At 73.2% G+C, this 23,410-nt stretch carries 24 protein-coding genes; 9 read left to right on the top strand and 15 right to left on the bottom strand.

The window, feature by feature from the left end:
- Nucleotides 1-8: 8 nt before the first annotated feature.
- On the bottom strand, nucleotides 9-2,015 hold the full coding sequence (locus OG276_RS36490; RefSeq protein WP_266912208.1) for a peroxidase: 2,007 nt from the start codon (nucleotides 2,013-2,015) through the stop codon (nucleotides 9-11).
- A gap of 729 nt (nucleotides 2,016-2,744) precedes the next feature.
- Nucleotides 2,745-3,236 carry a GNAT family N-acetyltransferase gene (locus OG276_RS36485; RefSeq protein ID WP_266912206.1) on the bottom strand — a complete coding sequence of 164 codons (492 nt, stop codon included), beginning with the start codon at nucleotides 3,234-3,236 and terminating at the stop codon, nucleotides 2,745-2,747.
- Here OG276_RS36485 and OG276_RS36480 point away from each other — a divergent pair.
- The 3 genes from OG276_RS36480 (at nucleotide 3,235) to OG276_RS36470 (ending at nucleotide 6,353) form a co-directional block, all read left to right on the top strand.
- On the top strand, nucleotides 3,235-3,429 hold the full coding sequence (locus OG276_RS36480) for a hypothetical protein (protein ID WP_266912204.1): 195 nt from the start codon (nucleotides 3,235-3,237) through the stop codon (nucleotides 3,427-3,429). The two genes, OG276_RS36485 and OG276_RS36480, sit on opposite strands and share 2 nt — an antisense overlap.
- A gap of 141 nt (nucleotides 3,430-3,570) precedes the next feature.
- The gene (locus OG276_RS36475) at nucleotides 3,571-4,284 is read left to right on the top strand and encodes a TetR/AcrR family transcriptional regulator (protein ID WP_266912202.1); all 714 of its coding nucleotides are present in this window, start codon (nucleotides 3,571-3,573) and stop codon (nucleotides 4,282-4,284) included.
- A gap of 98 nt (nucleotides 4,285-4,382) precedes the next feature.
- Nucleotides 4,383-6,353 (top strand): bifunctional metallophosphatase/5'-nucleotidase, encoded by a 1,971-nt coding sequence (locus tag OG276_RS36470; protein ID WP_323182398.1) that lies wholly within the window; start codon nucleotides 4,383-4,385, stop codon nucleotides 6,351-6,353.
- 1 nt (nucleotide 6,354) lies between these two features.
- Here the strand turns inward: OG276_RS36470 and OG276_RS36465 are convergent, their stop codons facing one another.
- A complete protein-coding gene (locus tag OG276_RS36465; RefSeq protein WP_266913424.1) occupies nucleotides 6,355-7,722 on the bottom strand; it encodes a cell wall metabolism sensor histidine kinase WalK in 1,368 nt (455 codons plus the stop codon).
- Nucleotides 7,723-7,858: 136 nt separating this feature from the next.
- On the bottom strand, nucleotides 7,859-8,536 hold the full coding sequence (locus tag OG276_RS36460; protein WP_266912200.1) for a response regulator transcription factor: 678 nt from the start codon (nucleotides 8,534-8,536) through the stop codon (nucleotides 7,859-7,861).
- Between the two features lie 132 nt (nucleotides 8,537-8,668).
- Between OG276_RS36460 and OG276_RS36455 the strand changes: the two genes are divergently transcribed.
- Nucleotides 8,669-9,400, top strand: coding sequence for a PepSY domain-containing protein (locus tag OG276_RS36455; RefSeq protein WP_266912198.1), 732 nt, complete (start codon nucleotides 8,669-8,671; stop codon nucleotides 9,398-9,400).
- A gap of 105 nt (nucleotides 9,401-9,505) precedes the next feature.
- On the opposite strand, the gene OG276_RS36450 is transcribed toward OG276_RS36455, so the two are convergent.
- The 4 genes from OG276_RS36450 to sigK form a co-directional block, all read right to left on the bottom strand.
- Nucleotides 9,506-10,726 (bottom strand): MFS transporter, encoded by a 1,221-nt coding sequence (locus OG276_RS36450; protein WP_266912196.1) that lies wholly within the window; start codon nucleotides 10,724-10,726, stop codon nucleotides 9,506-9,508.
- A 108-nt stretch (nucleotides 10,727-10,834) separates the two neighbouring features.
- Nucleotides 10,835-11,299 carry a hypothetical protein gene (locus OG276_RS36445; protein ID WP_266912194.1) on the bottom strand — a complete coding sequence of 155 codons (465 nt, stop codon included), beginning with the start codon at nucleotides 11,297-11,299 and terminating at the stop codon, nucleotides 10,835-10,837.
- 186 nt (nucleotides 11,300-11,485) lie between these two features.
- A complete protein-coding gene (locus OG276_RS36440; protein WP_266912192.1) occupies nucleotides 11,486-12,232 on the bottom strand; it encodes an anti-sigma factor in 747 nt (248 codons plus the stop codon).
- Nucleotides 12,229-12,753 carry an ECF RNA polymerase sigma factor SigK gene (gene sigK / locus OG276_RS36435; RefSeq protein WP_243333252.1) on the bottom strand — a complete coding sequence of 175 codons (525 nt, stop codon included), beginning with the start codon at nucleotides 12,751-12,753 and terminating at the stop codon, nucleotides 12,229-12,231. Before sigK ends, OG276_RS36440 begins: the two co-directional genes overlap by 4 nt.
- Before the next feature lie 461 nt (nucleotides 12,754-13,214).
- On the opposite strand from sigK, the gene OG276_RS36430 reads away from it, so the two are divergent.
- The 4 genes from OG276_RS36430 (at nucleotide 13,215) to OG276_RS36415 (ending at nucleotide 16,981) form a co-directional block, all read left to right on the top strand.
- Nucleotides 13,215-13,454: a chaplin gene (locus tag OG276_RS36430; RefSeq protein WP_266912190.1), complete on the top strand. Its 240-nt coding sequence runs from the start codon at nucleotides 13,215-13,217 to the stop codon at nucleotides 13,452-13,454.
- 266 nt (nucleotides 13,455-13,720) lie between these two features.
- Nucleotides 13,721-15,334: a molybdopterin-dependent oxidoreductase gene (locus OG276_RS36425; protein WP_266912188.1), complete on the top strand. Its 1,614-nt coding sequence runs from the start codon at nucleotides 13,721-13,723 to the stop codon at nucleotides 15,332-15,334.
- A 90-nt stretch (nucleotides 15,335-15,424) separates the two neighbouring features.
- A complete protein-coding gene (locus tag OG276_RS36420; RefSeq protein ID WP_266912186.1) occupies nucleotides 15,425-16,078 on the top strand; it encodes a fasciclin domain-containing protein in 654 nt (217 codons plus the stop codon).
- Between the two features lie 282 nt (nucleotides 16,079-16,360).
- Entirely contained in the window at nucleotides 16,361-16,981 is a 621-nt protein-coding gene (locus OG276_RS36415) for an RDD family protein (protein WP_266912184.1), read from the top strand.
- 18 nt (nucleotides 16,982-16,999) lie between these two features.
- Here the strand turns inward: OG276_RS36415 and OG276_RS36410 are convergent, their stop codons facing one another.
- Nucleotides 17,000-17,836, bottom strand: a complete 837-nt coding sequence (locus OG276_RS36410) for a serine protease (protein WP_266912181.1) — start codon at nucleotides 17,834-17,836, stop codon at nucleotides 17,000-17,002.
- 263 nt (nucleotides 17,837-18,099) lie between these two features.
- Here OG276_RS36410 and OG276_RS36405 point away from each other — a divergent pair, with 263 nt between their 5' ends.
- Complete coding sequence (locus OG276_RS36405; RefSeq protein ID WP_266912179.1) at nucleotides 18,100-19,152, top strand: LacI family DNA-binding transcriptional regulator; 1,053 nt, start codon at nucleotides 18,100-18,102, stop codon at nucleotides 19,150-19,152.
- A gap of 99 nt (nucleotides 19,153-19,251) precedes the next feature.
- Here the strand turns inward: OG276_RS36405 and OG276_RS36400 are convergent, their stop codons facing one another.
- From OG276_RS36400 to OG276_RS36375, 6 genes are read right to left on the bottom strand one after another with little or no spacing between them, the layout of a single operon-like run.
- Nucleotides 19,252-19,593 carry a TcmI family type II polyketide cyclase gene (locus OG276_RS36400; protein ID WP_266912177.1) on the bottom strand — a complete coding sequence of 114 codons (342 nt, stop codon included), beginning with the start codon at nucleotides 19,591-19,593 and terminating at the stop codon, nucleotides 19,252-19,254.
- A gap of 20 nt (nucleotides 19,594-19,613) precedes the next feature.
- On the bottom strand, nucleotides 19,614-20,093 hold the full coding sequence (locus OG276_RS36395; RefSeq protein ID WP_266912175.1) for an SRPBCC family protein: 480 nt from the start codon (nucleotides 20,091-20,093) through the stop codon (nucleotides 19,614-19,616).
- A 1-nt stretch (nucleotide 20,094) separates the two neighbouring features.
- The gene (locus OG276_RS36390; RefSeq protein WP_250743221.1) at nucleotides 20,095-20,352 is read right to left on the bottom strand and encodes a phosphopantetheine-binding protein; all 258 of its coding nucleotides are present in this window, start codon (nucleotides 20,350-20,352) and stop codon (nucleotides 20,095-20,097) included.
- 18 nt (nucleotides 20,353-20,370) lie between these two features.
- Nucleotides 20,371-21,606: a ketosynthase chain-length factor gene (locus OG276_RS36385; protein ID WP_266912173.1), complete on the bottom strand. Its 1,236-nt coding sequence runs from the start codon at nucleotides 21,604-21,606 to the stop codon at nucleotides 20,371-20,373.
- Nucleotides 21,603-22,886: a beta-ketoacyl synthase gene (locus OG276_RS36380; RefSeq protein WP_266912171.1), complete on the bottom strand. Its 1,284-nt coding sequence runs from the start codon at nucleotides 22,884-22,886 to the stop codon at nucleotides 21,603-21,605. The genes OG276_RS36385 and OG276_RS36380 overlap by 4 nt, the downstream gene beginning before the upstream one ends.
- Nucleotides 22,883-23,329: a cupin domain-containing protein gene (locus OG276_RS36375; protein ID WP_266912169.1), complete on the bottom strand. Its 447-nt coding sequence runs from the start codon at nucleotides 23,327-23,329 to the stop codon at nucleotides 22,883-22,885. The genes OG276_RS36380 and OG276_RS36375 overlap by 4 nt, the downstream gene beginning before the upstream one ends.
- Nucleotides 23,330-23,410: the final 81 nt, after the last annotated feature.

Raw genomic sequence — 23,410 nt, 5'->3', positions numbered from 1 at the left:
CGATCACCCTACGAGGAGGAGGCCTTCCACAGAACCTTCTCCCCCGCCAGGATCACCAGTTCTCCGGTGGGGCGCAGCAGCAGGCGCGCGCCGGGGTGGCCCGTGGTTCCGCTCGACCAGGCCCGGCTGCCGTCGGCCTTGCGGACGAGCAGTTCGCCGTCCTGGGTGAGGACGGCGTCGTGGCCGGAGCCCGCGGTGTCGGTGTGCCACGTACGACGGCCGTCGGAATCGAGCAGGGCGAGGTCGCCGGTGCTGTCGAGTGAGAGCCGGACCGTTCCCGCGTCGAGGGTCTCGCCGGGGCGCAGGACGGAGCCGGTGTGGAACTCGATGGAATCGTCGAGTTCTCCCCCGGCCAGGGCCCGCAGGACGGGCAGGGAGGGGCTGAAGGCGTACACGGAGCCCTCGGTGCGCACGAACCGACCGAAGTGGAGGGTGTTGGCCCGGCTGCCGGTGCCGTCCGCCGAGGGGGTCTCGAAGGCGATGGGCGAATCGGGGCCGAGCACCGGGTCGCAGCCGGTGCGCGGGTTGCGGCCGGCCGGGAAGTCGGGATCGTTCACCCACTTGCGCATCACGAGCTCGAACTGCCCCACCAGGTCCGACTGGTGGCAGACGAAGACCAGCCCGCGCGAGGCCTCCGGGCCGTGCTCACCGCCCGAGTCGGGCTTGTAGACGGAGCCGTACGGGATTCCGCGCCGCATCAGGCGCCGCGCGTCGAGCTCCGCCTGGGCCACGGGGGGACGGCCCGGGGTGAGGATCAGGCCGCCGCGCGGGTTCCCCTTGCGGATGTGCGCGAACAGCGGCATCCGCCAGCCCTGCGGGTCCTGGCTGTAGTCGAGTCCGGCGTCGGGGTGCTTGCCCGGCACGGGCAGTTCCTCCGCGGCCGGGCACAGCGCGACCGGCATGCCGCCCGGCCAGCGGCCCATCAGGCGGGCTCCGAGCCATTCCCGGCCGGCGTCGGCGGGCGCGGCGCCGGCGCGCTGGAGGTCGGCGAGGCGCAGGGCGACCTGGGTCCACCAGCCGGGCACGTCCTGCGCGAGGCGGCGTACCACCTGGAAGGCGCCGCCGGTGGCCCAGGCGGGCAGGCCCGTGGGGCGCTTGCCCACCCGCTCGGCGCCCACGACGAACTCGCCGGCGGGGATCAGCCGGGTTCCGGGCTTGCCGAGCACACAGGAGGCGTCGGCCGGGTCGGGCTCGTCGAAGCCCCGTACACCGGGCTGGCTGATGCAGTCGAGGAAGCCGAAGTGCTCGTGCCCGCGGAGCTCGCCGGGGAGGGTGGCCCCGTCCTGGCGGAACAGGACCGTCGCGTCGGCCTTGGCCGCGCCCGCGCGGTGTTCGGCGACGGCGGTGGCGAGGCGTTCGGGCTGGTCGGCGGCGAGCGTGAGGACGGCGTGCACCTCGCGGCCGGGCTCCTGCGAGCCGAACAGCCAGGACTGCGGGGCGCTGGTTCCGGTGTCGCCGATCTGCTGCGCGCGGGCGGCGGAGCCCTGGGTGAAGGCCTCGGCGCTGGAGCCGGCCGGCGCCGCGGGGAAGGGCTCCTTGCCCGCGAACAGGAGCAGCCCCGGATACGTCAGGCTCAGGCCGGTCCACCGGGTGGCCATGGAGTCGGGGTCGATGCCGCCGCTGCGTCGGCGGGCCCTGCTGAAGGCCCGGTTGAAGCGGGCCACTTCCTCGGTGGTGGAGATCGAGGGCAGCAGGCCGGTCAGCCAGTGCCGGGCCTTGTCCGCGTCGCGGAAGTGGAGGAAGAGGAAGCAGGCGTGGTCCTTGCGGAACCCGGCGAGGATGTCGCCCTGGGAGTTGCGGTCGGTGCGCAGCGGGAGGGGCGCGGGCTCGGTGTCCCCGCGCGCGGGCTCGGCGGCCGGGCCGGCCGCCGGGCCGGCCGGGGCTTCGGCGGCCCGGGCCGTGGGCGCGAGGCCCGTGGCGACTCCGGCGGCGGCGAGGGCCGCCGCCTGGACCACGGTCCTGCGGGCGGGTCCGGTGTGGGGGCAGCCCGGGGGCGGCGACGGGGCGAGGGCCATCGGCTTGCTCCAAGTGGCGGTGGGGGGCGGGGAGGGGGAATCGAATACAGGAGGACGGCCGTGTTCAGCGCGGCGGCGCGGCGGGCACTGCGGCGGCGGGCTTGATCAGCGGGGCGACGCGGGGCACACGCGTGGCATCGGTGACCGCGGCGTCGTCGACGAGCCACGGCTGCTCCGCGCTGACCTCGCCGCGCACCCGCTCGGGGGCGGCGTACGGTCCGGCCGCGCGGCATCCGGTTCGTACGGGGCTTCGTGCGCGACCGCGGGGCCGGCGGGGAGCAGGCCGAGGAGAGTGCCGGTGACCGGGTCGCGGGCGGCTTCGGGGTGGTTGCCCTTGCGCGCGACGACGGCCGGGTCCCGGGGGGGAACTCGCCATCGGGAACGCCTGGGTGGGGACGAAGAAGGAGCAGGCCGCTCCCGCGGCGGCAACGGCGGCGGGACCCACGTCCGGCGGCCTGCGGCGGCGTGCCGCGCAACGGGCGAGCTGTGCGGCGCCCTTCGCGATGACGGCGGCGCACAAGAAGGAAAGGACGACGGCGACAGCCATGGGGGCCGGGGACTCCTCAGTGCGGGGGCCGACGGGCAGCGCACCCGCTGCCAGTGATCAACACACTCGGTGATCAACGCCGTGCGCGCGCGCCGGGGCCACCGATGGGGTGATGCGTCGCTGTCGGACCGTCACCCGTACGCACCAGGACCGCCGGCAGCCCCGGGCGGAGCTGCCGGCGGTCAGCCCTCGGCGGTCAGCTCGCGCCGGTAGGTCAGCCCGGGACTGCCGTCCAGGACGGTCTCCCCCACGACCGTGAATCCGGTCCGCCGGAGCACCGCCGCCGAGGCCGCGTTGTCCAGGGCCGCCGACGCGGTGAGGACGCCGAGCCCGTACTCCGTGGCGGCGAGCCGGCAGACCTCCCGGACGGCGGCGGTGGCCGCGCCGCGGCCCGCCGCCCGTTCGCCGATCCGGTAGCCGAGGTCGGCGGCGCCGTCCGCGAGGTCCACCAGGTTGACGCGCCCGATCAGCTCTCCGGCGGCGTCCAGCACGAGGTGGAACCGGCACGCGCCCGTGTCCTGTTCCGCGAGCAGCGCGCGGTGGCGGGCGGCGAACTCCGCGAAGTACGCGTCCCCGCGGTCCGGTACGGAACGGGCGAAGTACGCCCGGTTGTCCCGCTCGAAGGCCAGCAGGGCAACCTCGTGATCGGCCCGCAGGCGTTCGAGTCGCAGCATGCCGGGCAGGATATACAGGCTGCTCGGACGGGCGCCCGCGAGTTTCCCGGGGCACCCGGGGGAACGTCAGAAGAAGGCGGCGGACTCGGCGGAGACACTGGTCGCGACGCTCGCGAAGGCCTCCGACGACGCCGCCGCCGCCGAGGCAGGCTCGGCCGAGGTCGAGATGAAGGGCGGCGCGGCGCAGGGCTGACGCGCGCCGGGGCGGGGCGGAGCCGGAGCCGGAGCCGGGCAGGCTGTGCGTACCGAACGGTTCAGTTCCTACACTGGCCCCGGCACGCAGCGCCATCGCCGCCGCCCCACGCCCTCCCCCGCAGGTACGAAGGACTCCCCCATGGAAGCCGAGACGGCGAACGCCACCGACGCATTCGGCATCCCGGTCCTCCCCGCCGTCCCCGCTTCCTCCGAGGCGGTCCGGCGCAAGCGACGGGCGATCACCGACGCGGCCGCCGCGGAGTTCCTCGCCGAGGGGTACGCGGGCGCCTCCATGGACGCGATCACCAGCCGTTCCGGGGTCTCCAAGGCGACGGTCTACAAGCACTTCGGCACCAAGGAGCGGCTGTTCCTCGCCGTCATCGGCGGCATGGTGCGCCAGGCCTGCGCCGGCCTCGAACCCGACGGCTCCGCCCTCACGGAAGCCGCCGATCTGCGCGCCGCGCTCATCGCCCTCTCCCGGGACCGGGCCGCGCTCCTGCTGCGCCCCGACATCATGCGGCTGCGCCGCCTGGTGATCGGCGAGGGCGAGCGTTTCCCGCAGCTCGGCCGGCTCTGGTTCCGGGTCACGTACGACGGGTACGACAAGCCCCTCGTCGAGGCCTGCGCCGAACTCGCCCGACGCGGAAGGCTCGCCGTCCCCGACCCCGAACTCGCCGTCCGACAGCTCGTCGCCACCACCACCGGCCTCCCGCAACTGGTGGACACCTTCGCACCCGGCACCGGGACGGACCTGGCGGAGCTGACTCGCGTCGTCACCTCGGGAGTCGACCTCTTCCTGGCCCGGTACGCCGCTTCGCAGCCGCCGCAGGCGGGCCGTTCGTCGACAGGGTGAAGTTTCCCGGAATTTCGCCCCGGTGACGGGACGCCTTGCCATGGACGCTCACCGGTCAGGCACAGACTGCTGCCGTGCGGGCAGGAGTTGGCCCGCCCGTGGGATCGGGGACGCTGGTGGAAGAGTTCGGGCGGCGCCATTTCCTGGCCCGGGCCGCGGGGGTCGCCGGGGGCGTCGGGGTCAAGGCGCTCACCGGTACCGCCTCGGCCGCCACCGGCGCGGCGCACGACTCCGCGAGCGCGGCCGGGTACGTGGACGTACAGCTGCTGCACATCACCGACCTGCACGGGTACCTGTCCGCTCCCCCGGACCGGGACGCGCTCATCACCGGCGCGGGCGGCCGTACGTACGCGGTGGGCGGGGTCGCCTACATGGCCACCCATCTGGCCCGGTTGCGGGCCGGCCGGGCCAACTCCTTCTTCTTCGCCCCGGGCGACCTCTTCTCCGGCTGGGAGTTCCCCGCCTTCACCCTCGCCGACGAGCCGACCATCGAGGCACTGAACCGGCTCGGCCTGGACTTCGCGACCGCCGGGAACCACGAGTTCGACCGCACGCCCGGCTTCCTGCGCCGGCACATGGAGGAAGGCGTCCCCTACGACGGGGCGGGACTGACCAACACCTTCCCCGACTCCAGTGGCGCCCCCTTCCACGGCGCCGACTTCCGCTACTACAGCGCCAACGCCGTGTCCGCGGCGAGCGGGGAGACCGTGCTCCCCCCGTACAACATCGAGTGGGTGGACGCGCCGGGCGGGCGGCGGCTGCCGATCGGGTTCATCCACCTGACGGTCGACGGCACCGAGGGGTTCGGGAACTCCTTCCAGCCCGGCCTGACCACCCTCGGCCAGCTCGCCTCCGCCGACCTCTGCGCGGCCCGGCTCAAGGCGCTCGGGGTGGGCGCCATCGTGCTGAGCATGCACGACGGGGCGGTGGCGGGCAGCGACTTCGATTCCGGCAGCGAACCCAGCGGTCCGGCCTATGAGCTGGCGCTGCGCGTGTCGCCGGACATCGACGCGATCGTCACCGGGCATTGGCACTGCGCCTTCAACATGATGCTCCCGGGGCCCGACGGACGGCCGCGGCCCTTCGTCGAGGCCGGCTGCCACGGCCAGATCATCGGCGAGATCACCCTGCGGCTCGACGCGGACACCGGTACGGTCGTCCGCGCGCTCACCAGCTCCGTCAACCACCCCAACACCCGCGACGTGGACCCCGATCCGGTGCTGGGGGAGGTCGTCGACCACTGGGCCGGCTACGCGCGGCGGCGCGGGGCGGGAGCCATCGGACGCCAGCGCGCCTCCTTCAGCCGCCGGCTCTCCCCGGCCGGGGAATCCACCATGGGCAACCTCGTCGCCGACTGGGCACTGTGGGCCGCCCGACAGGCGCCCGACTCCTTCGACACCAGTCCCCGGCCCGCCCGGTCCGGCGCGGACCTGGCGCTCATCGCGGTCGCCCCGCGCATGGGCCGCAGCGTGATCAACACCGATCTGCTCGCCGGTCCCGCCCTGGACGACCCGGTCGGCTTCGAGCGCGCCTGGCGGGCCGTCGGCTACGGATGCCCCCTGGTCAGTGCCGAGGTGAGCGGGCGCCGGCTCCACGAAGCCCTGGAGCAGCAGTGGGCGCTGGACGTCTCCGGCGTGCTGACGTACGCACCGCTCGCGGTGTCGGACAACGTCCGCTACTCCTTCGACGCATCGGGGCCCGTCGGGGACCGGGTGGCGCCGGACGACGTGTTCGTCGACGGGGTCCCGCTGCGGCCGGAGGCCTCGTACCGGATCGTGACCACCTCGTACACGCTCACCGGGCAGGACGGCTACCCGGCCCTCGGCGACTACCGGGAGCCGGCCCGCCACCGGCGGGACACGGACAGCTTCCCGGCGTACGTGTCGGCCCTCGGCACCCTGGAGGCCGTCTCCACGGGCCGGGTCACCGTCAAGCCCGCCCCGCTCTTCGACCCCCCGGGCAGCACGGGCCTGCTGGTGCCCCCGCCGGAGCCGGTGCCGGGGCTGCCCGCGCCCGTCGCGGCGGAGGAGGAGGCCGCGCGGGACGCGGGGCGCCGGCCGGTGTGCTGAGTCAGGGGCCCAGCGGGAGCGTGGCGACCAGGCGGGCCCCCTTCGGGGAGTCCCGGACGGCGAGGGTGCCACCGAGGCGCAGGGCGATGTCGCGGGCGATGGCCAGGCCCAGACCGGTGCCGCCCTCGTCGCGGGCGCGGGCGTCGTCGAGCCGGGTGAAGCGTTCGAAGACCCGCTCGCGGTCGGCGGGTACGATGCCCGATCCGTCGTCGGTGACCTCCAGGACGGCCTCGCCCCGGGACTCGTCCGTGCGCAGGATGAGGGTGACCTGCTGCTCGGCGTGGCGGTCCGCGTTGTCCAGCAGGTTGGTGACGAGCCGCGACAGCCAGATCGTGCTGCCGCGGACCGCGATCCCCGGTGCGATGTCGGCGTGCACGGGGACGCGGGCGCCCCTGCGCGTACGGGCCGCTTCGCGGACCACTTCCGTGAGGTCGACGGCGGCGGCCGGCGGCGGCTCCGAAGTGTCGAGGCGGGCCAGCAGGAGAAGGTCGGCCGCCAGGTCCTGGAGCCGTACGGTGTCCTCCAGCGCGCCGCTGACCAGTTCGCCCCACAGTTCGGGGTCGGGGTGGGCCTGCGCGACCTCCAGCTGGGTGCGGAGCACCGTAATGGGGCTGCGCAGTTCGTGCGAGGCGTCCGCGATGAAGCGGCGCTGGCGGATGCCGGCGGCCTCCAGCCGGTCCAGGGTGGCGTTCATGGTGACGGCGAGCCGGGCCACCTCGTCGCGGGTGGGCGGAACGGGCACCCTGCGGTGCAGTTCGCGGTCGCCGATCTCGGCCATCTCGGCGCGGATCGCCTCCACGGGGCGCAGGGCCCAGCCGGTGACCCGCCAGGTGATCAGGGCCACGACCAGGACGAGCAGCGGGACCACGACGGCCAGCACCGCCATGATGGTCGCGTCGGCGGTGTCGGCGTCCCGGAGCGAGGTCCCGGCGTAGACGGTGACCAGGCCCTTCGCGGTGACGGTGGTGACCTGCACGACGCGCTGGCGGTGTTCCTCGCGGACCCGGCCGCCCTTCCAGGTGTCGCGGACCGTCCCGGGTGCGACGGGTGGTTCGGGGACGAGGGCGGGGCGGCCGCTGAGGTTGGGGCTGGCCGCGAGCACGCGGCCCCGCGCGTCGACGACCTGGAAGAAGCCGGTCCCGCGGCCCGGGGGCGGTACGAGGTCCAGCTGCCCGGTGGACGCCAGCGCGGCCACCTTGGCGGCCTGCCGTTCGGCGTCCTCCTGGGCGCTCCTGGTCAGGTTGGTCTCCAGGGCCCCGAGCAGGGCGAAGGAGGCCACTGCGAGGGCCAGGGCCACCACGGCGGAGGCACCGAGGGTGGCCTGCGCGCGGACGGACCTCGGACGGAGCCGGGACGCGGCCCGGCGCAGCCGGTACGCGAGCTCGCGCGGGCGGTGGGCCGCCGCGCGGGGGCGGCCGCGGTCCTCGTCGAGGTCGTGGAAGTCGTAGGGCCCGTCGGGCTCGCGGGAGTCGTCGGGCTCGCGGGAGTCGTGGGACTCGTCGGGCTCAGCCACCGTCGGCCGCCAGCCGGTAGCCGGCGCCCCGGACGGTTTCCACCGCGGCCCGGCCGAAGGGCGCGTCTATCTTCCGGCGCAGGGCGCTGACGTGGACCTCGACGACGTTGAGGTCCCCTTCGTAGGCGGCGTCCCAGACGTGGTCGAGGATGTCGCGCTTGGGTACGACCTCGCCCGCCCGGCGTGCGAGGTGCACCAGGACGGCGAACTCGCGCGCGGTCAGCCGGGCTTCGACGCCGCCGCGCGTGCAACGCCGGCGGGCCGGGTCGACCAGGAGGTCGCCGAACTCCATGACCTGCGGGCTGCGGCGGCCGGTGCGCCGGATCAGGGCCCGCAGGCGGGCCACGAGGACCACGTAGGAGAACGGCTTGGAGAGGAAGTCGTCGGCGCCGGTGTCCAGGGCCTCGGCCTCGTCGTACTCGCCGTCCTTGGCGGTGAGCATGAGGATGCCGGACTCGCAGCCGGCCGCGCGCAGCCGGGCGCAGACCCGGTAGCCGTTGAGGCCCGGCAGCATGATGTCGAGCACGATGGCGTCGTAGTCGTGCTCCCCGGCCATCCACAGGCCTTGCGGGCCGTCGTGTGCCGTGTCCACAGTGAAGCCCTCGGCCCGCAGACCACGTTGCAGGGCGGCGGCCAGCCGCCGCTCGTCCTCGACCACCAGTACGCGCATGGGGCAAGGTTCTCAGGTCGCGCCGCCGGCTTGCTGAAGGGTTCTTCAGCTCGCTTCAGCGGGGCTTCAGCATCCTGCTCGCAGGATCGGCCGAGCCGGGCACGCCGTCCGGAGAACGCGAGGAGCATCCAGATGACTCAGTCCAGTCCGCAGCCGCCCGAGTACCCCCCGGCCACTGTTCCCGTCGAGGGCGGCGGCGAGGGCAGCAGCGAGGGTGGCGGCGACCCGGCCGGCAAGGCGGCGGGGCGCGGCGCCCGGATCGCCCGCTACACCCGGTTCGCCCGTGAGGGCCGGGGGCGCTGGGTGGCACTCGGGCTCGTGGTGGTGGCGTCCGCCGGCGCGGGGGCCGCGGTGACGGCGGTGGCGGGCCACGACCACGACGTCCGCCGCACGCGCGCGGAGCGGATGTGGGACCGGTTCGACGTCGTGCGGGAGGGGGGCGGCGAGATGACGGCTCCGCTTCCCGCGCGCCCCGGGAAGCCGGGCGAGCCCGGGAAGCCGGGCGAGCCCGGGAAGCCCGGCCTGCGGGGGCAGAAGGGCGAGCGCGGGGTCTTCCCGCCGGACGGCCTCGTGAAGCCGGGAACGCCCGAAGACGAGGAGGGGTTCGTCGCGGAAGGGCGCGACCGGTCCCCCGTACCGCTGCCCGCCCTGCCGGCGGCCCAGGCCCTGGAGAAGGCGGAGGCCGCCGTGCCCGGCGGCAAGGCCGAAGCCCTGCGCGTGGTCGCCCAGGAGGGCGGCGGGAGCGCCTGGCGCGTCGTGGTCCTCGGCTCCGACGGGGTGAGGCACGTCGTGACCCTGGCCGGCGCCGACGGCGCGGTCACGAGCAACACGGTCGCGGGGAAGGGTGCCGGGGCGGCCCGCTGAGCGGGGACGGGCGCACGCTCCTCCGTGCCCCGGACGCTGTCCACGAGGAGAAGGACGCGGCGGGCGCGTTTGGCCGCGCCCGCCGCCGGCACCGTCGTGGGAACTCTATGCGTGGGCCGCCTGGGCGCGGACGGCTCGGGCGCGGACCACGTAGGGCCGGGAGAAGACGCTGATGGCGATGGAGACGGCGGCCACAAAGGTGATGGCCGTGCCGGCAGTGACGTGCTGGGCGATGCCGCCGGCGATCGCGGCTCCGATGCCTTGCCACGTCATCCGGCCGGCGGACTCGACTCCCTGGACCTGGCCACGGACCGGATCAGGGGTCAACTCCAGAAGCTGCTCCTGGAGCGGCAGGGTGGCGGCGAAGCCGGCACTGGCGATGAACACCGCGGCGGTCGCCACCAGCACGGGCGGGTGGACGGCGAACAGCAGGTAGGGGGCGGCGAGCAGCAGTCGCAGGGCGAATGCGTGGCGGCGTCGCTGCTCGGAGGTGAACAGCCGCCCGACCGCAAGGTCTCCGAGGAGCATGCCTGCCGATCCGGCGGCGAGGAAGACGCCGGCGTGATGGGGGGCGTAGGAGATGAACAGGGCCTCGCAGCCGACGATCAGGCCATTGGGGACCCACAGGTTCAGCAGCAGCGTGCGTTGGCCGGAGTGGGAGAAGAGCTCGGTGTTCGTCGTCCAGGTCCGGCGCAGTCCAGGGCGACGGGTCGGACGGATCGAGCGCTCCCGGACCGTCACCACCACCATGACCAGTCCACCGCCGGTCAAGGCTGTCGCGACGGCGAAGACCTCCTGCGGGCTCAGGTACCGCAGCAGTACCGCGCCGATGGCGTAGCCGAGGATGGCCATGCCTCCCGAGGCGATGTTCATCAGCGAACGTGCCAGTGCATAGGCGGAGATCGGCACCACCTCGGCGAGCAGCCCCATCCGTGCGCCCGTTCCCAGGGACTGGAAGAACCCCAGTACAAGGAGCAGACCGAACCGAGCGGTGAGCGGCAGCCCTGGAACCGCCTGTGCGGCCACACCTACGAGCGAGCCGCACTGGAGCACGACGAGGGTCCGGCGAGGACGGCTTCCGTCCGCGACCGACATCAGCGTCAGCGCACCGAGTACCGTCGCGAAGGTGGCGCCGTACATGCTCACGGCGGTCAGGAACGGGGACTTGGTCTGCTGGTTGACCAGCGTGCCGAGCGCGAAGCCCGACAAGGTGCTCGCGGCGACCGTCAGTGTGAAGCTGACGTACAGGCCGACGAATTCACGGTTGCGGAGCAGGTCACGGTAGGTGGTCGGAGGTGTGCCGGAGGCAGATGTGTCAGAAGGCATGAAAAAAGCCTTCGCGCGCCACAAACCCGGGGCGCCGAAGGCCGACTTATTGATTATAGCAAGAGCCCCAGTCCCACCACGGCCCGCGGACGTTCTCTTCGTGCCGGCTCACGGCGAGGCGTCCCGGCCCGTGGGCGTCGGCGCCTCGTGGAGATGCGCCTCGACCGGACCGAGGTGCCGGTCATGGGCCAGGACGATCTCGTCCGCGAGGTTCAGGACGCGGATGGTGCCCCCGGGAAATTCGACGGTGATGCCGATGGCGAAGTCGTAGGCGCCGTGCTGGTGGCGGATCTCCCGGACGGAGAGGATCCGCTGTCCGATGAACCGGGTCATGGGGAAGTCGGGCAGGTCGTCCTCGACCGTGGTGTGGCCGTATTCGTCCATGCCGTAGGGGCCGTGGGGCTGGTCGATCTCCATGGACAGCCCGTCGCCCGGTGTGTGGAACCGGACGGGGCCGAGATCGTCCATGTGCAGCCACATGTGCAGGAGGGTGGGTTCGGTCTCCTGGTAGTGGTGCCAGGACGTCGTCACCTTCAGCAGGTGCCTGCCGACCAGGTCCTCAGCATTGATCATCCGTCGATGCTGCCACGGCGCTGCACGATTCCGGCACTGGTTTCCAGGAGGCGCCGGGCCGCGTCGGCGTAACGCACAACGCGGCCACGCGGCCACGCGGCGACGCGGCTCGGACGGCCCGGGGCCCCGGCGAGCGGGTGACGGGAGCCTTCGCTCCCTGCCACCCGCCCGGGTGCGGCGTACGCCCTACGCCGGCAGGGCGAGCAGGAGCAGGGGGCTGGTCGTCGGCTGCGCCGATCCCCCGGCGGGCTCCAGCGTCAGGCCGACCGCCGTGGCCTTGCCGAGGTCGCCGTCCAGGACGGCCGCGCCGTCGCCGGCGAGGAAGCCGGCCGGGTGCATCGTGTCGCCGTCGGCGAGCCAGAGCTGGTACGTGCGGCCCTCTCCGGCGGCCGGCAGCCGGTCGGCGAGGAACACCGCCCGGTCACGGGCCGCGGAGGTGATCACCGTCGCGGCGGCTCCGCCGCTGGTGCGGCCGTGGACGGTACGGGCGTCCGGGGCCGTGACCACGGCCCGCAGCTCCTGGCTGCGCGCCTCGGTCTGGCGGGCCTCCTGCCGGGCCCGGTCCGCCTGCCCGCTCTCGTGGAGCGCGGCGCCGCCGAAGAGGGCGGCCCCGATGAGGGAAGCGGCGACGACGAAGGCGCCGGCCCTGCGCGGGAGCCGGTCCAGGAAGCCGGCCGCCCGGCGGACGCCGACCCTCGGGGGGAGCTGGCGGACGGTCTCGATGCGCGCGAGGACCTCGGCCTTCAGCTGCGGCGGGGGCACGAGGGCCACGGCCGAGGCCAGTCGGCCGGCCGTGGCGGAGAACTCCGCCACGTCCCCGGAGCACGGCGCGCAGCGGGTCAAGTGCCGGGAGAAGGCCTCCTGTTCACCCGGGCCGAGCGCGTCCAGTACGTAGGCCGCGGTGAGGGTGTGCAGTTCTTCGTCGTGCTTCACGTGGTCACCCCCATGCAGTCGCGCAGGCGGATCAGTCCGTCGCGCATCCGGGTCTTGATCGTGGGAAGAGGAGTCTGGAGGGTCTCGGCGACCTCACGGTAGGTCAGCCCCTGGTAGTAGGCGAGGGTGACGGCCTGGCGCTGGAGCTCGGTCAGCCGGCGCAGGCAGCGTTTGACCTGGTCGCGTTCGAGCCGGGTCTCCACCTGCTCGCTCACCTCGTCGAAGGGCCGTTCCTGGCCGCGTACGCCCACGTCGTGCTCGCGGGTGGCCGAGGCCTGGGCGGAGCGGACCCGGTCGACCGCGCGGCGGTGGGCGATCGTGGCCACCCAGGCCATGACGCTCCCCTGGTCGGGGCGGTAGCGGGCGGCCTGGCGCCACACGTCGATCATCACCTCTTGGGCGACCTCCTCCGACTGCGCCCGGTCGCGGACCACCTTGACGGCGATGCCGAAGACGGTTCCGGCCACGGCGTCGTACAGCGCGGAGAACGCGTCCTGGTCTCCCTGCGCGACGCGTGCCATCAGCTCCGCGAGTTCGGCCGCGGCCGATCCGGGTCCGGTGCCGGGTGTGGTGCCGCCGCCCGGGCCCGGTCCGGGGAAGCGCTGCTTCTCGGGGTTCACCTGAGCGGCCCCCGGGTAAGGCCGGGCCCGGGCGGGCACACCGCGGCCGCGAGTGGTTCTCGCCGGTCCATCCATCGCATGAACGATCCTTCGTGGCAGGCGCACCTGTTCCCCGTCCGCCGAGGTCGCGGTGCGCGCCGGGTCCTTGCTGTCTCACCCTGTCTTCGGAGCCGGCCCGCGCGCGGATTGGCTCGCATGCAGGCGAAAGGCATCCGTTCGGGGGAACCGGCGCCCCGGGACCAAACCGCGCCGGGGGTCCGGGCCGAAGGAGGGCTGCGGGTCCGATCCAGGACCCGCCGCGCGGCGGGTCACGGGGCCGAGCCCCGAAGTCCGCCGCCGCACACCCAGCAAGGAGATCCTTCGTGTCGCGTGTCCTCAAGAGTGCCGCACTCGCCCTCGCTTCGGGCGCCCTTCTCGTGGGCGGGGCCTCGGCGGCCTCGGCCGACGCCGGAGCCCAGGGCATCGCCGCCCACTCCCCGGGGGTCGGCTCGGGCAACCTGATCCAGATCCCCATCCACATCCCGGTCAACGCGTGCGGGAACTCGATCAGCGTGATCGGGCTGCTCAACCCCGCGTTCGGCAACACCTGCGTCAACGCCTGACGCACACCCGGGCCGCAGTCTCCGGCCCGCCGCCGGCTACGGGGCGTCGGCGGGCCGGTGGTCCTCCGGGCCGGCGGGGAGTGGGTCGCCGCTCCTGAGCGCCGCCGGGCCCCGGAGGACCCGCGCGGGCGGTGGCCGTCGGCGCCGCCGCCCGCGTACGGGGGCCGTACGGAGCGAGGCCGTACGACCCCCGCACAAAGGTCAACACACCGACGGATCTTCACGTGATCGGATGACCGGCCCATCCGGAAGGGGTCCGGCGCCGAATGAGGTTCGTGAGCATCAACCGAAGGACAGTCGAGCGCGGCGCCCTCGCCGCGGCGAGCGGCCTGCTGGCGGGGTACGCGGCACTGGCCACCGCCGAGCTGGCCGCGTCCCTGGTCCGGCCGCAGGCGGGACCGGTCACGGTGATCGGCGGAGCGGCCATCGACCGCACTCCGGCGGCGCTCAAGGACTTCGCCATCCGCACCTTCGGCGAGAACGACAAGCTGGTCCTCCAGCTCGGCATCCTCGCCACCGTCGGCCTCCTGGCGGCCCTGCTGGGGATGTTCGCCCTGCGCCACCGCCGCACGGGGGCGGCCGGCGTACTGGCCTTCGGGGTCCTCGGCGCGGCGGCGGCGCTCAGCCGGCCCGACGCGGCCGGGGCGGCGGACGCGTTGCCCTCGCTGGTGGGGGCAACGGCCGGGGCGCTGGTGCTGTACCTGCTGGTGGGGAAGGTGGGCGGGCCGACCGCCCACCCCGCCGACGGGGACGGCGCGTCGGGGGGCGGCTCCGAGGACCCGCCCCCCGCCTGGAACCGCCGGGGCTTCCTCCTCGCGGCCGGCATCACGGCGGCCGCCTCCACCGGCGCGGGCGCCCTCGGCCGGGCCCTGACCGGCCGGCGCGGCCAGGGCGCCACCGCCTCCCGCGCGGCCGTAAGCCTGCCCGCCCCCGCTTCGCCGGCCCCGCCGATCCCGGCCGGGGCGGCCCTGCGGGTTCCCGGGGTCAGCGCCTTCACCACACCGAACAAGGAGTTCTACCGTGTCGACACCGCGCTCGTGGTCCCCAAGGTGGACGCCGACACCTGGCGGCTGCGCATCCACGGCAAGGGCGTCTCCCGCCCGCGCTCCTACTCCTTCGACGAGCTCCTCCAACGCCCGCTGATCGAACGCGACATCACCCTGACCTGCGTGTCGAACGAGGTCGGCGGCCCCTACGCGGGCTCCGCGCGCTGGCTCGGCGTACGCCTGTCGGACCTGTTGCGCGAGGCAGGTGTGCAAGCGCCGTCGCGCGGCGGCCGGGCCGACCAGCTGATCGCGCGGTCGGTGGACGGGATGACGCTGGGCACCCCCGTCGAGGAGGTCATGGACGGCCGGGACGCGATGCTGGCCGTCGCCATGAACGGCGAGCCGCTCCCCTTCGATCACGGCTTCCCGGTCCGGATGGTCGTCCCCGGTCTCTACGGCTACGTCTCCGCCTGCAAGTGGATCCGGGAGATCGAGCTCACCACCTTCGGTTCCTACGACCCCTACTGGGTCAAGCGCGGATGGGCCCGCCGGGCGCCGATCAAGACGCAGGCCCGGATCGACACCCCCAAGCCCTTCGCCCGGATCCCGGCCGGGACCGTGACGGTGGCCGGGGTGGCGTGGGCCCAGCACCGAGGCATCCGGCGGGTCGAGGTCCAGGTCGACGACGGGCCGTGGCAGGAGGCCTCGCTCGCGGCGCAGGCCACCACCGACACCTGGCGCCAGTGGTCCTTCGACTGGAAGGCCGCGCAGGGCGGCCACCGGCTGACCGTCCGGGCCACGGACGGCCGGGGCGAGGTCCAGACCGAGGTGCGGACCCGGACCATCCCGGACGGCGCGAGCGGCCGGCACGGCGTGTTCGTCACGGTCGACTGACCGAAGCGGCGCCTGTTTCAGACCACTTCACGCACCTTTCCCCTCTTTCCTTCCCTTCCTCATGCACCAACCCACTCTCTGGAGAACACCATGAACGCCCTTCGTTTCCGCCGTACCGCCCTCGCCGTGGCCACGGCGGCCGTACTGCCCTTCGCGCTGACCGCCTGCTCCGACTCCGACTCGGGCAAGGACGCGGCCGCCGGTTCCTCCGCCGAAGCCAGCGCGGACGCCTCCTCCCCCGCCGCGGACGTCTCGGCGCCCGTGGCGATGGACGGGCCCTTCGGTGCCGCGTGCGCCGGTGTCCCGAAGGAGGGCGCGGGCAGCTTCGACGGCATGGCCAAGGACCCGGTCGCCACCGCCGCGTCCAACAACCCGGCACTGTCCACCCTGGTCGCCGCCGTCAAGCAGGCCGGCCTGGTCGACACGCTCAACAACGCCAAGGACATCACGGTGTTCGCGCCGACCAACGACGCCTTCGCCAAGATCCCGAAGGCCGACCTCGACAAGGTCCTCGCCGACAAGGCCACGCTGACCAAGATCCTCACGTACCACGTCGTCGGCGAGAAGCTGACGCCGAAGCAGCTGGAGAACGGCTCCTTCGCCACGCTGGAGACCGGGAAGGTGACCACCACCGGCTCGGGCGAGTCCTACAAGGTCAACGGCACGTCCAACGTGGTCTGCGGCAACGTCCCGACCGCCAACGCCACCGTGTACATCGTGGACACCGTCCTGATGCCGAAGTAGCCGTCACGCCGCACCGGTGACCCGCAGGGGCACCGGTCGTTGTAGAAGCGGTCAGCGAAGTGGCCCCCGGAGTCCCGGACCCGTCCTCAGGGTCCGGGACTCCATGCCGTGCTTACCGGTCCGTCACCTGGTCGGCACATGTGACAACGGATTGGACAAGCGGCCGATGTTACTAACACGATGGCCCCCGCAAGTTCGCGGCTGCGCAGGGGGGCAACCCGCTCTTTTCACGTCCCTCCGCCGGGCCGCTCGTCCCCGTCACACCCCTGGAGAGACTTCGCCATGAGCTTCGGCGACCCGAACAACCCCTACGGCCAGCAGCAGCCCCCGCAGGGTCAGCCCGGCTACCCGCAGCAGGCGCCGCAGGGCGTCCCCCCGCAGTACGGCTACCCGCAGCAGCCCGTCGGCGGCGTCCCCCCGCAGCAGCCGTACGGTGCGTACCCGCCGGCCGGCATGCCTCCCATGCCCGGCACCGGAATGCCGCCGCTGGCGCACTGGGGCCTGCGCGTCGGTGCGTTCTTGCTGGACTTCCTGATCACCGTGGTCCCCATGTACGCCATCGGCTTCATCGACCTCGCCCTGAGCGATGACGGCGGCGCCTCCGGGCCTGGCGTCTTCTTCCTGATCGGCTGGCTCTACACCATCGGCATGGGCATCTTCCAGCTCTACAAGGAAGGCACGACCGGCCAGACGATCGGCAAGAAGGTCGTCGGGATCAGCCTGCGCCGCGAGGCCGACGGCAACGTCCTCGGCTTCGGCATGGCCTTCGTCCGCAAGCTCGCGCACTTCCTCGACAGCATCTCCTGCTACATCGGCTACCTGTGGCCGCTGTGGGACGAGAAGAAGCAGACCTTCGCCGACAAGGTGTGCAGCACCGTCGTCATCGTGGTGCCCAAGGGCTGATACGGCCCGACGCGTTCGCTACGGCTTGGGGAGCGTGCAGCCGGGGCGGTTCAGGTCGATCGTGTTGCCGGGGCCCACGCAGGGGACGATGGTGTAGGTCTGCTGCGCGTAGTTGATGCCCTGCCGGACCGTCACGGCGCCGCTCTCGGACACCTCGCACGGGTTGTTCATCGTGCAGGACCCGCCGTCCTCGTTGCCCGTGTTGTTCACGGCGACCACCTTGCCCGTTGCTGTGTCGATCACCGGGGAGCCGGAGGTGCCGCCGATGGTGTTGCAGGACGAGGTGTAGCGCAGGGAGTCCTTCCAGGTCCACTCCCCCTCCTTGAGGCGGTACGCGAACCCGTCGACGTTGCAGCTGTACGTTCGCTTCCAGTATCCGGACACCACCTTGATCGCGGTGCCCTGAACCGGGTGGGCGTCGTTCAGGGTGAGCGCGCTGATGCCGTACTGGCTGCTGATCTGCGCGTAGGTCTTGGTCAGTTGGTAGATCGAGATGTCGGTGTCGGTCATCGTGGCGTACGAGATCTTGCTCGCGCGCAGCGTCGCGACCTTGGAGCCCGAGGCGTTGAGCAGCGAGAAGGAGCGGCTGGACGCCTTGTCCTTGACGACCTGTCCGGCCGCCGGCATGCCGGACTCCAGACAGTGGCCGTTGGACAGGACGAGCGCGGGGTCGGTGGGCAGCGAGTTCGGCACGCGGACGACGGAGCCGGAGCAGTTGCTGAGCGCGACCGTGCCGGCGAAGTTGACCGCGACGGCCTGTGCGACCGTGTCCCGGGGTGCCTGGGCCACGGCCGGCGAGGCCGCCGCTCCGGTGAGGAGCAGGGCGAACGCGGCGCCGGCGAGAGGCTTGTTCATGTGGGGGTTCCCCTCTGGGTGACAATGCGACCGAAGATCCTTCGGTTGTCATGCGCATTGTTAAGAGCCGTGGCTCAACCCACAAGAGGGCCTTGGCAGTTCAAGCCTCCGGGAGGAGCGGCCGCCGTCCGGCCCACAGCGACCGACGACAGCCCGGGAGAGCGCTCTCAGCCTTTCCCTCGGTACGGGTTACCCTCTGTCCGACAGGGCCGGGACCCCCAGGGCCCGGGCTGCCGCCCCCGGTACACGCACGAGGAGCGCCCGTGGCCGAACAGGTTCCCGCCGGCCGGCCCACCCTGGAAGCGGTGGCGGCGCGCGCGGGGGTGTCCAGGGCCACCGCGTCCCGGGTCGTCAACGGCGGCGACGGCGTCCGCGCGCACCTCGTGGACAAGGTCCGCGCGGCCGTCCTGGACCTCGGCTACGTGCCGAACCACGCGGCCCGCGCGCTGGTCACCCGGCGCACCGGCGCGGTCGCCGTGATCATCGCCGAGCCGGAGATCCGGATCTTCTCCGACCCCTTCTTCTCCCGCCAGGTCCGCGGCATCAGCAGAGAACTGACCGCGCACGACACGCAGTTGGTGCTGCTCCTGGTCGAGCACCGCGGGGACTACGGCCGGATCGAGCGGTACCTGGCGGGCGGCCACGTCGACGGCGCGCTCGCGTTCTCGCTGCACACCGACGACCCGCTGCCCGCGATCACGCGCCGCATCGGCATGCCCACCGTCTACGGCGGGCGGCCAGCCTGGACCGGGCATGCGGACGGAGCGGCTCCGTACGGTCCGCTGTCGTACGTCGACGCCGACAACCGCGGGGGCGCGCGCGAGGCCGTACGGTACCTGGTGTCCCGGGGGCGGCGGCAGATCGCGCACATCGCCGGGCCGCTCGACCAGACATCGGCGACCGACCGGCTGGACGGGTACCGGGACGTACTGCTCGACGCGGATCCGGCGCTGGTCGCCGAGGGGGACTTCACCGCGGCGGGCGGAGCCCGGGCGATGGCCGAGCTGCTGGAGCGCTGCCCGGATCTCGACGCGGTGTTCGCCGCGAACGACCTGATGGCGACGGGCGCGCTGGGCGTGCTGCGCGCGAACGGCCGGTCCGTACCGGGGGACGTGGCGCTGGTCGGCTTCGACGATGCCGAGCTGGTGGCGGAGGGCGCCGATCCGCCGCTGACGACCGTACGCCAGGACATCGAGGGCATGGGGCGCCTGATGGTCCGGCTGCTGCTGCGGTCCCTCGACCCGGCGCACGGTTCGCACCGGATACCGGGATCCGTGATCACCCCGACCTCGCTGGTGGTGCGCGGCTCGGCCTGAGGGATCGGTTCCCGCGGGCCGGTGGCATGGTGGCGGGCCCCGCACCCTGGTGGGTGCGGGGCCCGAGGCCTGCCGGTCGCGCGGGGTCGCTCCGTACGGCTAGCCGGTACGGGAGCCGGCCGGACGCTCCCAGCGGTAGAACTCCTGGGCCATGGCGTCCTTGGGGCTGCGCCAGGTCTCCGGGTTGTGCGGGCTGACGTAGGCGGTGAGCCGGTCGCTGAGCTCCCGGAACTCCGGGTGGCCGGTGACGTCGGCGATGGCCGGGCCGGGGGGCCGGTCCGACTCGATGAAGTGCATGTACACGTCGCCGAACTGGAAGAGGCTGCGGCGGGTGACCCCGACGAGGTGCGGCAGCTCGCCCGCGTCCGAGGCCGCGAAGAGCTCGGCGATGTCGGGGGCGGACTGCGGCGCCATGCGGGCCACGATGAGAGCGCGGTGCATCCGGTGTGCTGCCTTTCGTCTCAGACGCGACTGGCCGCGGGCGTGCGGCTCTCGCGTTCGCGCTGTTCGATCTTGTCCCGGATCAGTTGCAGCTGGACCTTGGAGTTGCGGTTGATGTTCGCGGTCATCCAGGCGTCGTCGACGGGTGCCGTCGGCTTCATCGCGAAGTCCTGGGTCCACACCATCCGGGTGCCGCCGGGGACTTCGAAGTACTGCCAGTGGATGTTCATGTGCTCGAACGGGCCGGTCTCGACGCGGCGGGCGCGCACGGTGCGGGTGACGGGGTCGGGGGTGCGTTCGGAGACCCAGCTCCAGACGGTGCCGTTCTCGTCGGGGTGCATCGTCAGGCGGAAGCGGGTGGTGGGCCCGTCCTCCTCCAGGACCTCCAGCGAGGCGTACTCGCTGAACAGCCCGGGCCAGCTGGGGAGATCGTTGGTCATCTCCCAGACGGTCTCCATGGGCGCCTTGACGACGATTTCGTTCTCGGTGTGTCCTGCCATCTCAAGCTCCGGTCATCAGGCTGGTGTTGACGAGGTCGAGGAACTCTTTGGGGGTCTTGCAGCGGTCCGCGTCGGTGGGCAGGGCCCGGCCGCGCTGGTTCTCCAGCAGCCCGACGATGCCGAGCAGACCCAGCGAGTCGAGGCCGTAGTCGTCGAACAGGGAGTCCGGGCGGTTCTTCATGTCGGCCGGGTCCACGGTGATGCCGGCCCCGGACTTCATCAGGGCGGCCAGCTCCTCGACGGTCAGTCGTTCGGACATGAGCGGCTCCTTCTGTCTCTAGGAGGGGATCTGGATGACGAGCGCGGCGTTGGAGCCCATGAGGCCCCGGCTCAGTACGAGCGCGGTGCGCAGCTGCGCCGGGCGGGCGCTGCCGGTCACCACGTCGAGGTCGTGGCACACGTCGAAGACGTTCGGCGTGGGCGGGACGATGCCGTGTTCCAGGGCGAGGACCGCGGCGGCGGTGTCGAGGGCGGGTGCCGCGCAATAGGCCCGGCCCGTCCCGGTCTTGGGCGCCGTGACCGGCACCTTGCGCCCGTGCGCTCCGAGGGCGGAGAGGATCGCGGCCGCCTCGGCCCGGTCGGCTTCCGGGGTGCCGAGCGCGTCGGCGAAGACCACGTCGACCTCTTCGGGGGCGCAGCCCGCCTCCCGCAGGGCGCCCTTGATGGCGTGGGCCAGGCCCTCGGCGGAGGCCTCGGCCCGTTCGGGGTGGTGCGGGCCGGTGAAGGTCGCCGCGTGTCCCGCCAGGAGGGCCCGTACGGAGGCGCCGCGGCGCAGGGCCGCCTGCTCCTCCTCCACCAGGAACATCGCTCCGCCCTCGGCGGGTACGAAGCCGCAGGCCTTCTCGGTGAAGGGCCGGTAGGCCCGCTCCGGGTCCTCGTGGGTGCTCAGGGCCTCGTAGCCGAGCTGGCAGACGATGGAGTACGGGGCCAGGGGCGCCTCGGTGGCTCCGACCAGCATGGCCTTGCTGCCCTGGTTGATGGCCCGGGCGGCGTGCGCGAAGGCGTCGAGTCCGCCCGCCTCGTCGGCGGCGACGACCCCGCAGGGGCCCTTGAGGCCCCGGCGGATGGAGATCTGCCCGGTGCTGGCCGCGTAGAACCAGGCGATCGACTGGTACGGGCCGACGTAGCGCGGGCCCTGGCCCCAGAGGTGCTGCAGCTCGCGCTGGCCGAACTCGCCGCCTCCCGACCCGGCGGCGGTGACCACGCCGACGGAGAAGGGGTCGTCCTCGTAGTCGGCCCGGCCGAGGCGGCCGTCCTCCAGGGCGAGGTCGGCCGCGGCGAGGGCGTGGTGGGTGTAGCGGTCGGTCTGGACGAGATAGCGTTCCTCGACCATCGAGGCCGCGTCGAAGCCCCGCACCTCGCCGGCGACGCGCAGCGGGAGGTGCTCGCAGCCCTCCCGGGTGACGCGGCCGAGGACGGAGGCGCCCGACTCGGTCGCCTTCCAGAAGGCCTCGGCGCCGATCCCGTTGGGTGCGACCACTCCGATGCCCGTGATGACCGTACGGACGCTCACGAGACCACCTCCTCCTTGCGCTCGTCGGGGCGGGTCATGACGACCGCGGACTGGAAGCCGCCGAAGCCGCTGCCGACGGAGAGCACGTTGCGCAGCTTGCGCTCGCGGGCGACGCGCGGGACGTAGTCCAGGTCGCATTCGGGGTCGGGGGTCTCGTAGTTGGCCGTGGGCGGGACGACCTGGTGGGTCATCGCCAGGACGCAGGCGGCCAGTTCGATCGCCCCGATGGCGCCGAGGGAGTGCCCCACCATGGACTTGATGGAGGTCATCGGCGTCTTGTAGGCGTGGTCTCCCAGGACCTTCTTGACCGCCGCCGTCTCGTGGCGGTCGTTCTGCTTGGTCCCGGAGCCGTGCGCGTTGACGTAGTCGATCTCGCGGGCGTCGGTGCGGGCCTGGGCGAGGGCGGTTTCGATGGCGCGGGCCATCTCCAGGCCCTCGGTGGTCAGCCCCGTCATGTGGTGGGCGTTGCCGAAGGTGGCGTAGCCGCCGATCTCGCAGTAGACGGTCGCGCCGCGCGCGCGGGCGTGTTCCAGCTCTTCCAGGACCAGGACGGCGCCGCCTTCGCCGAGGACGAAGCCGTCGCGGTCGGCGTCGAAGGGCCGGGAGGCGTGGGCGGGGTCGTCGTTGTTGGGCGAGGTGGCCTTGATGGCGTCGAAGCAGGCCACGGTGATCGGCGAGACGGGTGAGTCGGAGGCGCCGGCGATGCAGACGTCCATCTTGCCCTCGGCGATGGAGTGGAAGGCGTAGCCGATGGCGTCGAGTCCGGAGGTGCAGCCGGTGGAGACGGTCTGGACCGGTCCGCGCGCTCCCGTCTTCTCCGCGACGGCGGAGGCCAGGGTGGCCGGGGTGAAGGCGCGGTGCAGGTGGGCCCCGGCGAGCCGGTGGTCCACGTCCCACCAGTCGCCCGACTGGCTGACGGCCACGTAGTCGTTCTCCAGGCGGGTGGTGCCGCCCACGGCGGTGCCGAGGGAGACTCCGGTGCGCCAGGCCTGGTCCGTGGTGAGGTCGAGTCCGGCGTCGCGCACGGCTTCGGCGGCGGCGACCAGCGCGAACTGGATGTACCGGTCCGCGCGGGCCGCCTCCTCGGCACCGAGGCCGTGTGCGGCGGGGTCGAAGTCGACCTCCGCGGCTATCCGGGAGCGGAAACCGGTCGGGTCGAAGAGGGTGATGCCGCGGGTCGCCGTACGGCCGTTGGAGAGCAGTTCCCAGAAGGCGGAGGTGCCGATCCCACCGGGGGCGACGACGCCGACCCCGGTGACGGCCACGCGTCGGCGGGTCACGAGACCGCTCCCGCACGGTCCGGGGGCCGCTCCCAGGCGGAGCCCTCCGGGTTGACGGCCTCCTCCGTGTCCACGTGCCCGAGCTTGGGGTCCGGGGCCAGCGGTCCGAGGTGGAAGACCATGCGGGCCTCGGTGCCGCCGACGTTGCGGAAGCGGTGGCGCACGTTCATCGGGACGAGGAGCCCCTGGTCGGTGAGGAGCGGGTGGGCCTCGCCGTCGAGGTCGACCTCCAGCTCACCGGCGACCACGTACACGAACTCCTCGGAGTACGGGTGGTAGTGCTCGGCGATGTGTTCGCCCGGCGCCATGACGGCCAGGCCCATGAAGCCGCTGGTGCAGCCCACCGAGGTCGGTGTCAGGACGGCCCTCAGGTCGCCGCCGCGCCTCGTGTTGGGCTGCGTCTCGCTGAGGTCCACGATGTGCGGTGGGCGTTGTCTGGTCATGGCGGGGGTTCCTCCTGGCGGTGGGGAGCCTGGACGGGGCTGGTGGGTGGGGGGTCCGGGGTGTGCGGTCCGGGGGGCCGG

It is taken from the genome of Streptomyces sp. NBC_00086 (genome assembly GCF_026343255.1).
Taxonomy (GTDB): Bacteria; Actinomycetota; Actinomycetes; order Streptomycetales; family Streptomycetaceae; genus Streptomyces.
The sequence above is the reverse complement of the archived record's forward strand: the minus strand, read 5'-3'. Positions and strand labels throughout refer to the sequence as shown.

Bases quoted from the DNA above. Each gene is read 5' to 3' on its own strand.
- OG276_RS36450 (WP_266912196.1), bottom strand. From the start codon at position 10,726: ATGCCTTCTGACACATCTGCCTCCGGCACACCTCCGACCACCTACCGT.
- OG276_RS36485 (WP_266912206.1), bottom strand. From the start codon at position 3,236: ATGCTGCGACTCGAACGCCTGCGGGCCGATCACGAGGTTGCCCTGCTG.
- OG276_RS36480 (WP_266912204.1), top strand. From the start codon at position 3,235: ATGCCGGGCAGGATATACAGGCTGCTCGGACGGGCGCCCGCGAGTTTC.
- OG276_RS36445 (WP_266912194.1), bottom strand. From the start codon at position 11,299: ATGATCAATGCTGAGGACCTGGTCGGCAGGCACCTGCTGAAGGTGACG.
- OG276_RS36415 (WP_266912184.1), top strand. From the start codon at position 16,361: ATGAGCTTCGGCGACCCGAACAACCCCTACGGCCAGCAGCAGCCCCCG.
- OG276_RS36460 (WP_266912200.1), bottom strand. From the start codon at position 8,536: ATGCGCGTACTGGTGGTCGAGGACGAGCGGCGGCTGGCCGCCGCCCTG.
- OG276_RS36455 (WP_266912198.1), top strand. From the start codon at position 8,669: ATGACTCAGTCCAGTCCGCAGCCGCCCGAGTACCCCCCGGCCACTGTT.
- OG276_RS36425 (WP_266912188.1), top strand. From the start codon at position 13,721: ATGAGGTTCGTGAGCATCAACCGAAGGACAGTCGAGCGCGGCGCCCTC.
- OG276_RS36390 (WP_250743221.1), bottom strand. From the start codon at position 20,352: ATGTCCGAACGACTGACCGTCGAGGAGCTGGCCGCCCTGATGAAGTCC.
- OG276_RS36375 (WP_266912169.1), bottom strand. From the start codon at position 23,329: ATGACCAGACAACGCCCACCGCACATCGTGGACCTCAGCGAGACGCAG.
- OG276_RS36490 (WP_266912208.1), bottom strand. From the start codon at position 2,015: ATGGCCCTCGCCCCGTCGCCGCCCCCGGGCTGCCCCCACACCGGACCC.
- OG276_RS36400 (WP_266912177.1), bottom strand. From the start codon at position 19,593: ATGCACCGCGCTCTCATCGTGGCCCGCATGGCGCCGCAGTCCGCCCCC.
- OG276_RS36395 (WP_266912175.1), bottom strand. From the start codon at position 20,093: ATGGCAGGACACACCGAGAACGAAATCGTCGTCAAGGCGCCCATGGAG.
- sigK (WP_243333252.1), bottom strand. From the start codon at position 12,753: ATGGCACGCGTCGCGCAGGGAGACCAGGACGCGTTCTCCGCGCTGTAC.
- OG276_RS36410 (WP_266912181.1), bottom strand. From the start codon at position 17,836: ATGAACAAGCCTCTCGCCGGCGCCGCGTTCGCCCTGCTCCTCACCGGA.
- OG276_RS36420 (WP_266912186.1), top strand. From the start codon at position 15,425: ATGAACGCCCTTCGTTTCCGCCGTACCGCCCTCGCCGTGGCCACGGCG.
- OG276_RS36475 (WP_266912202.1), top strand. From the start codon at position 3,571: ATGGAAGCCGAGACGGCGAACGCCACCGACGCATTCGGCATCCCGGTC.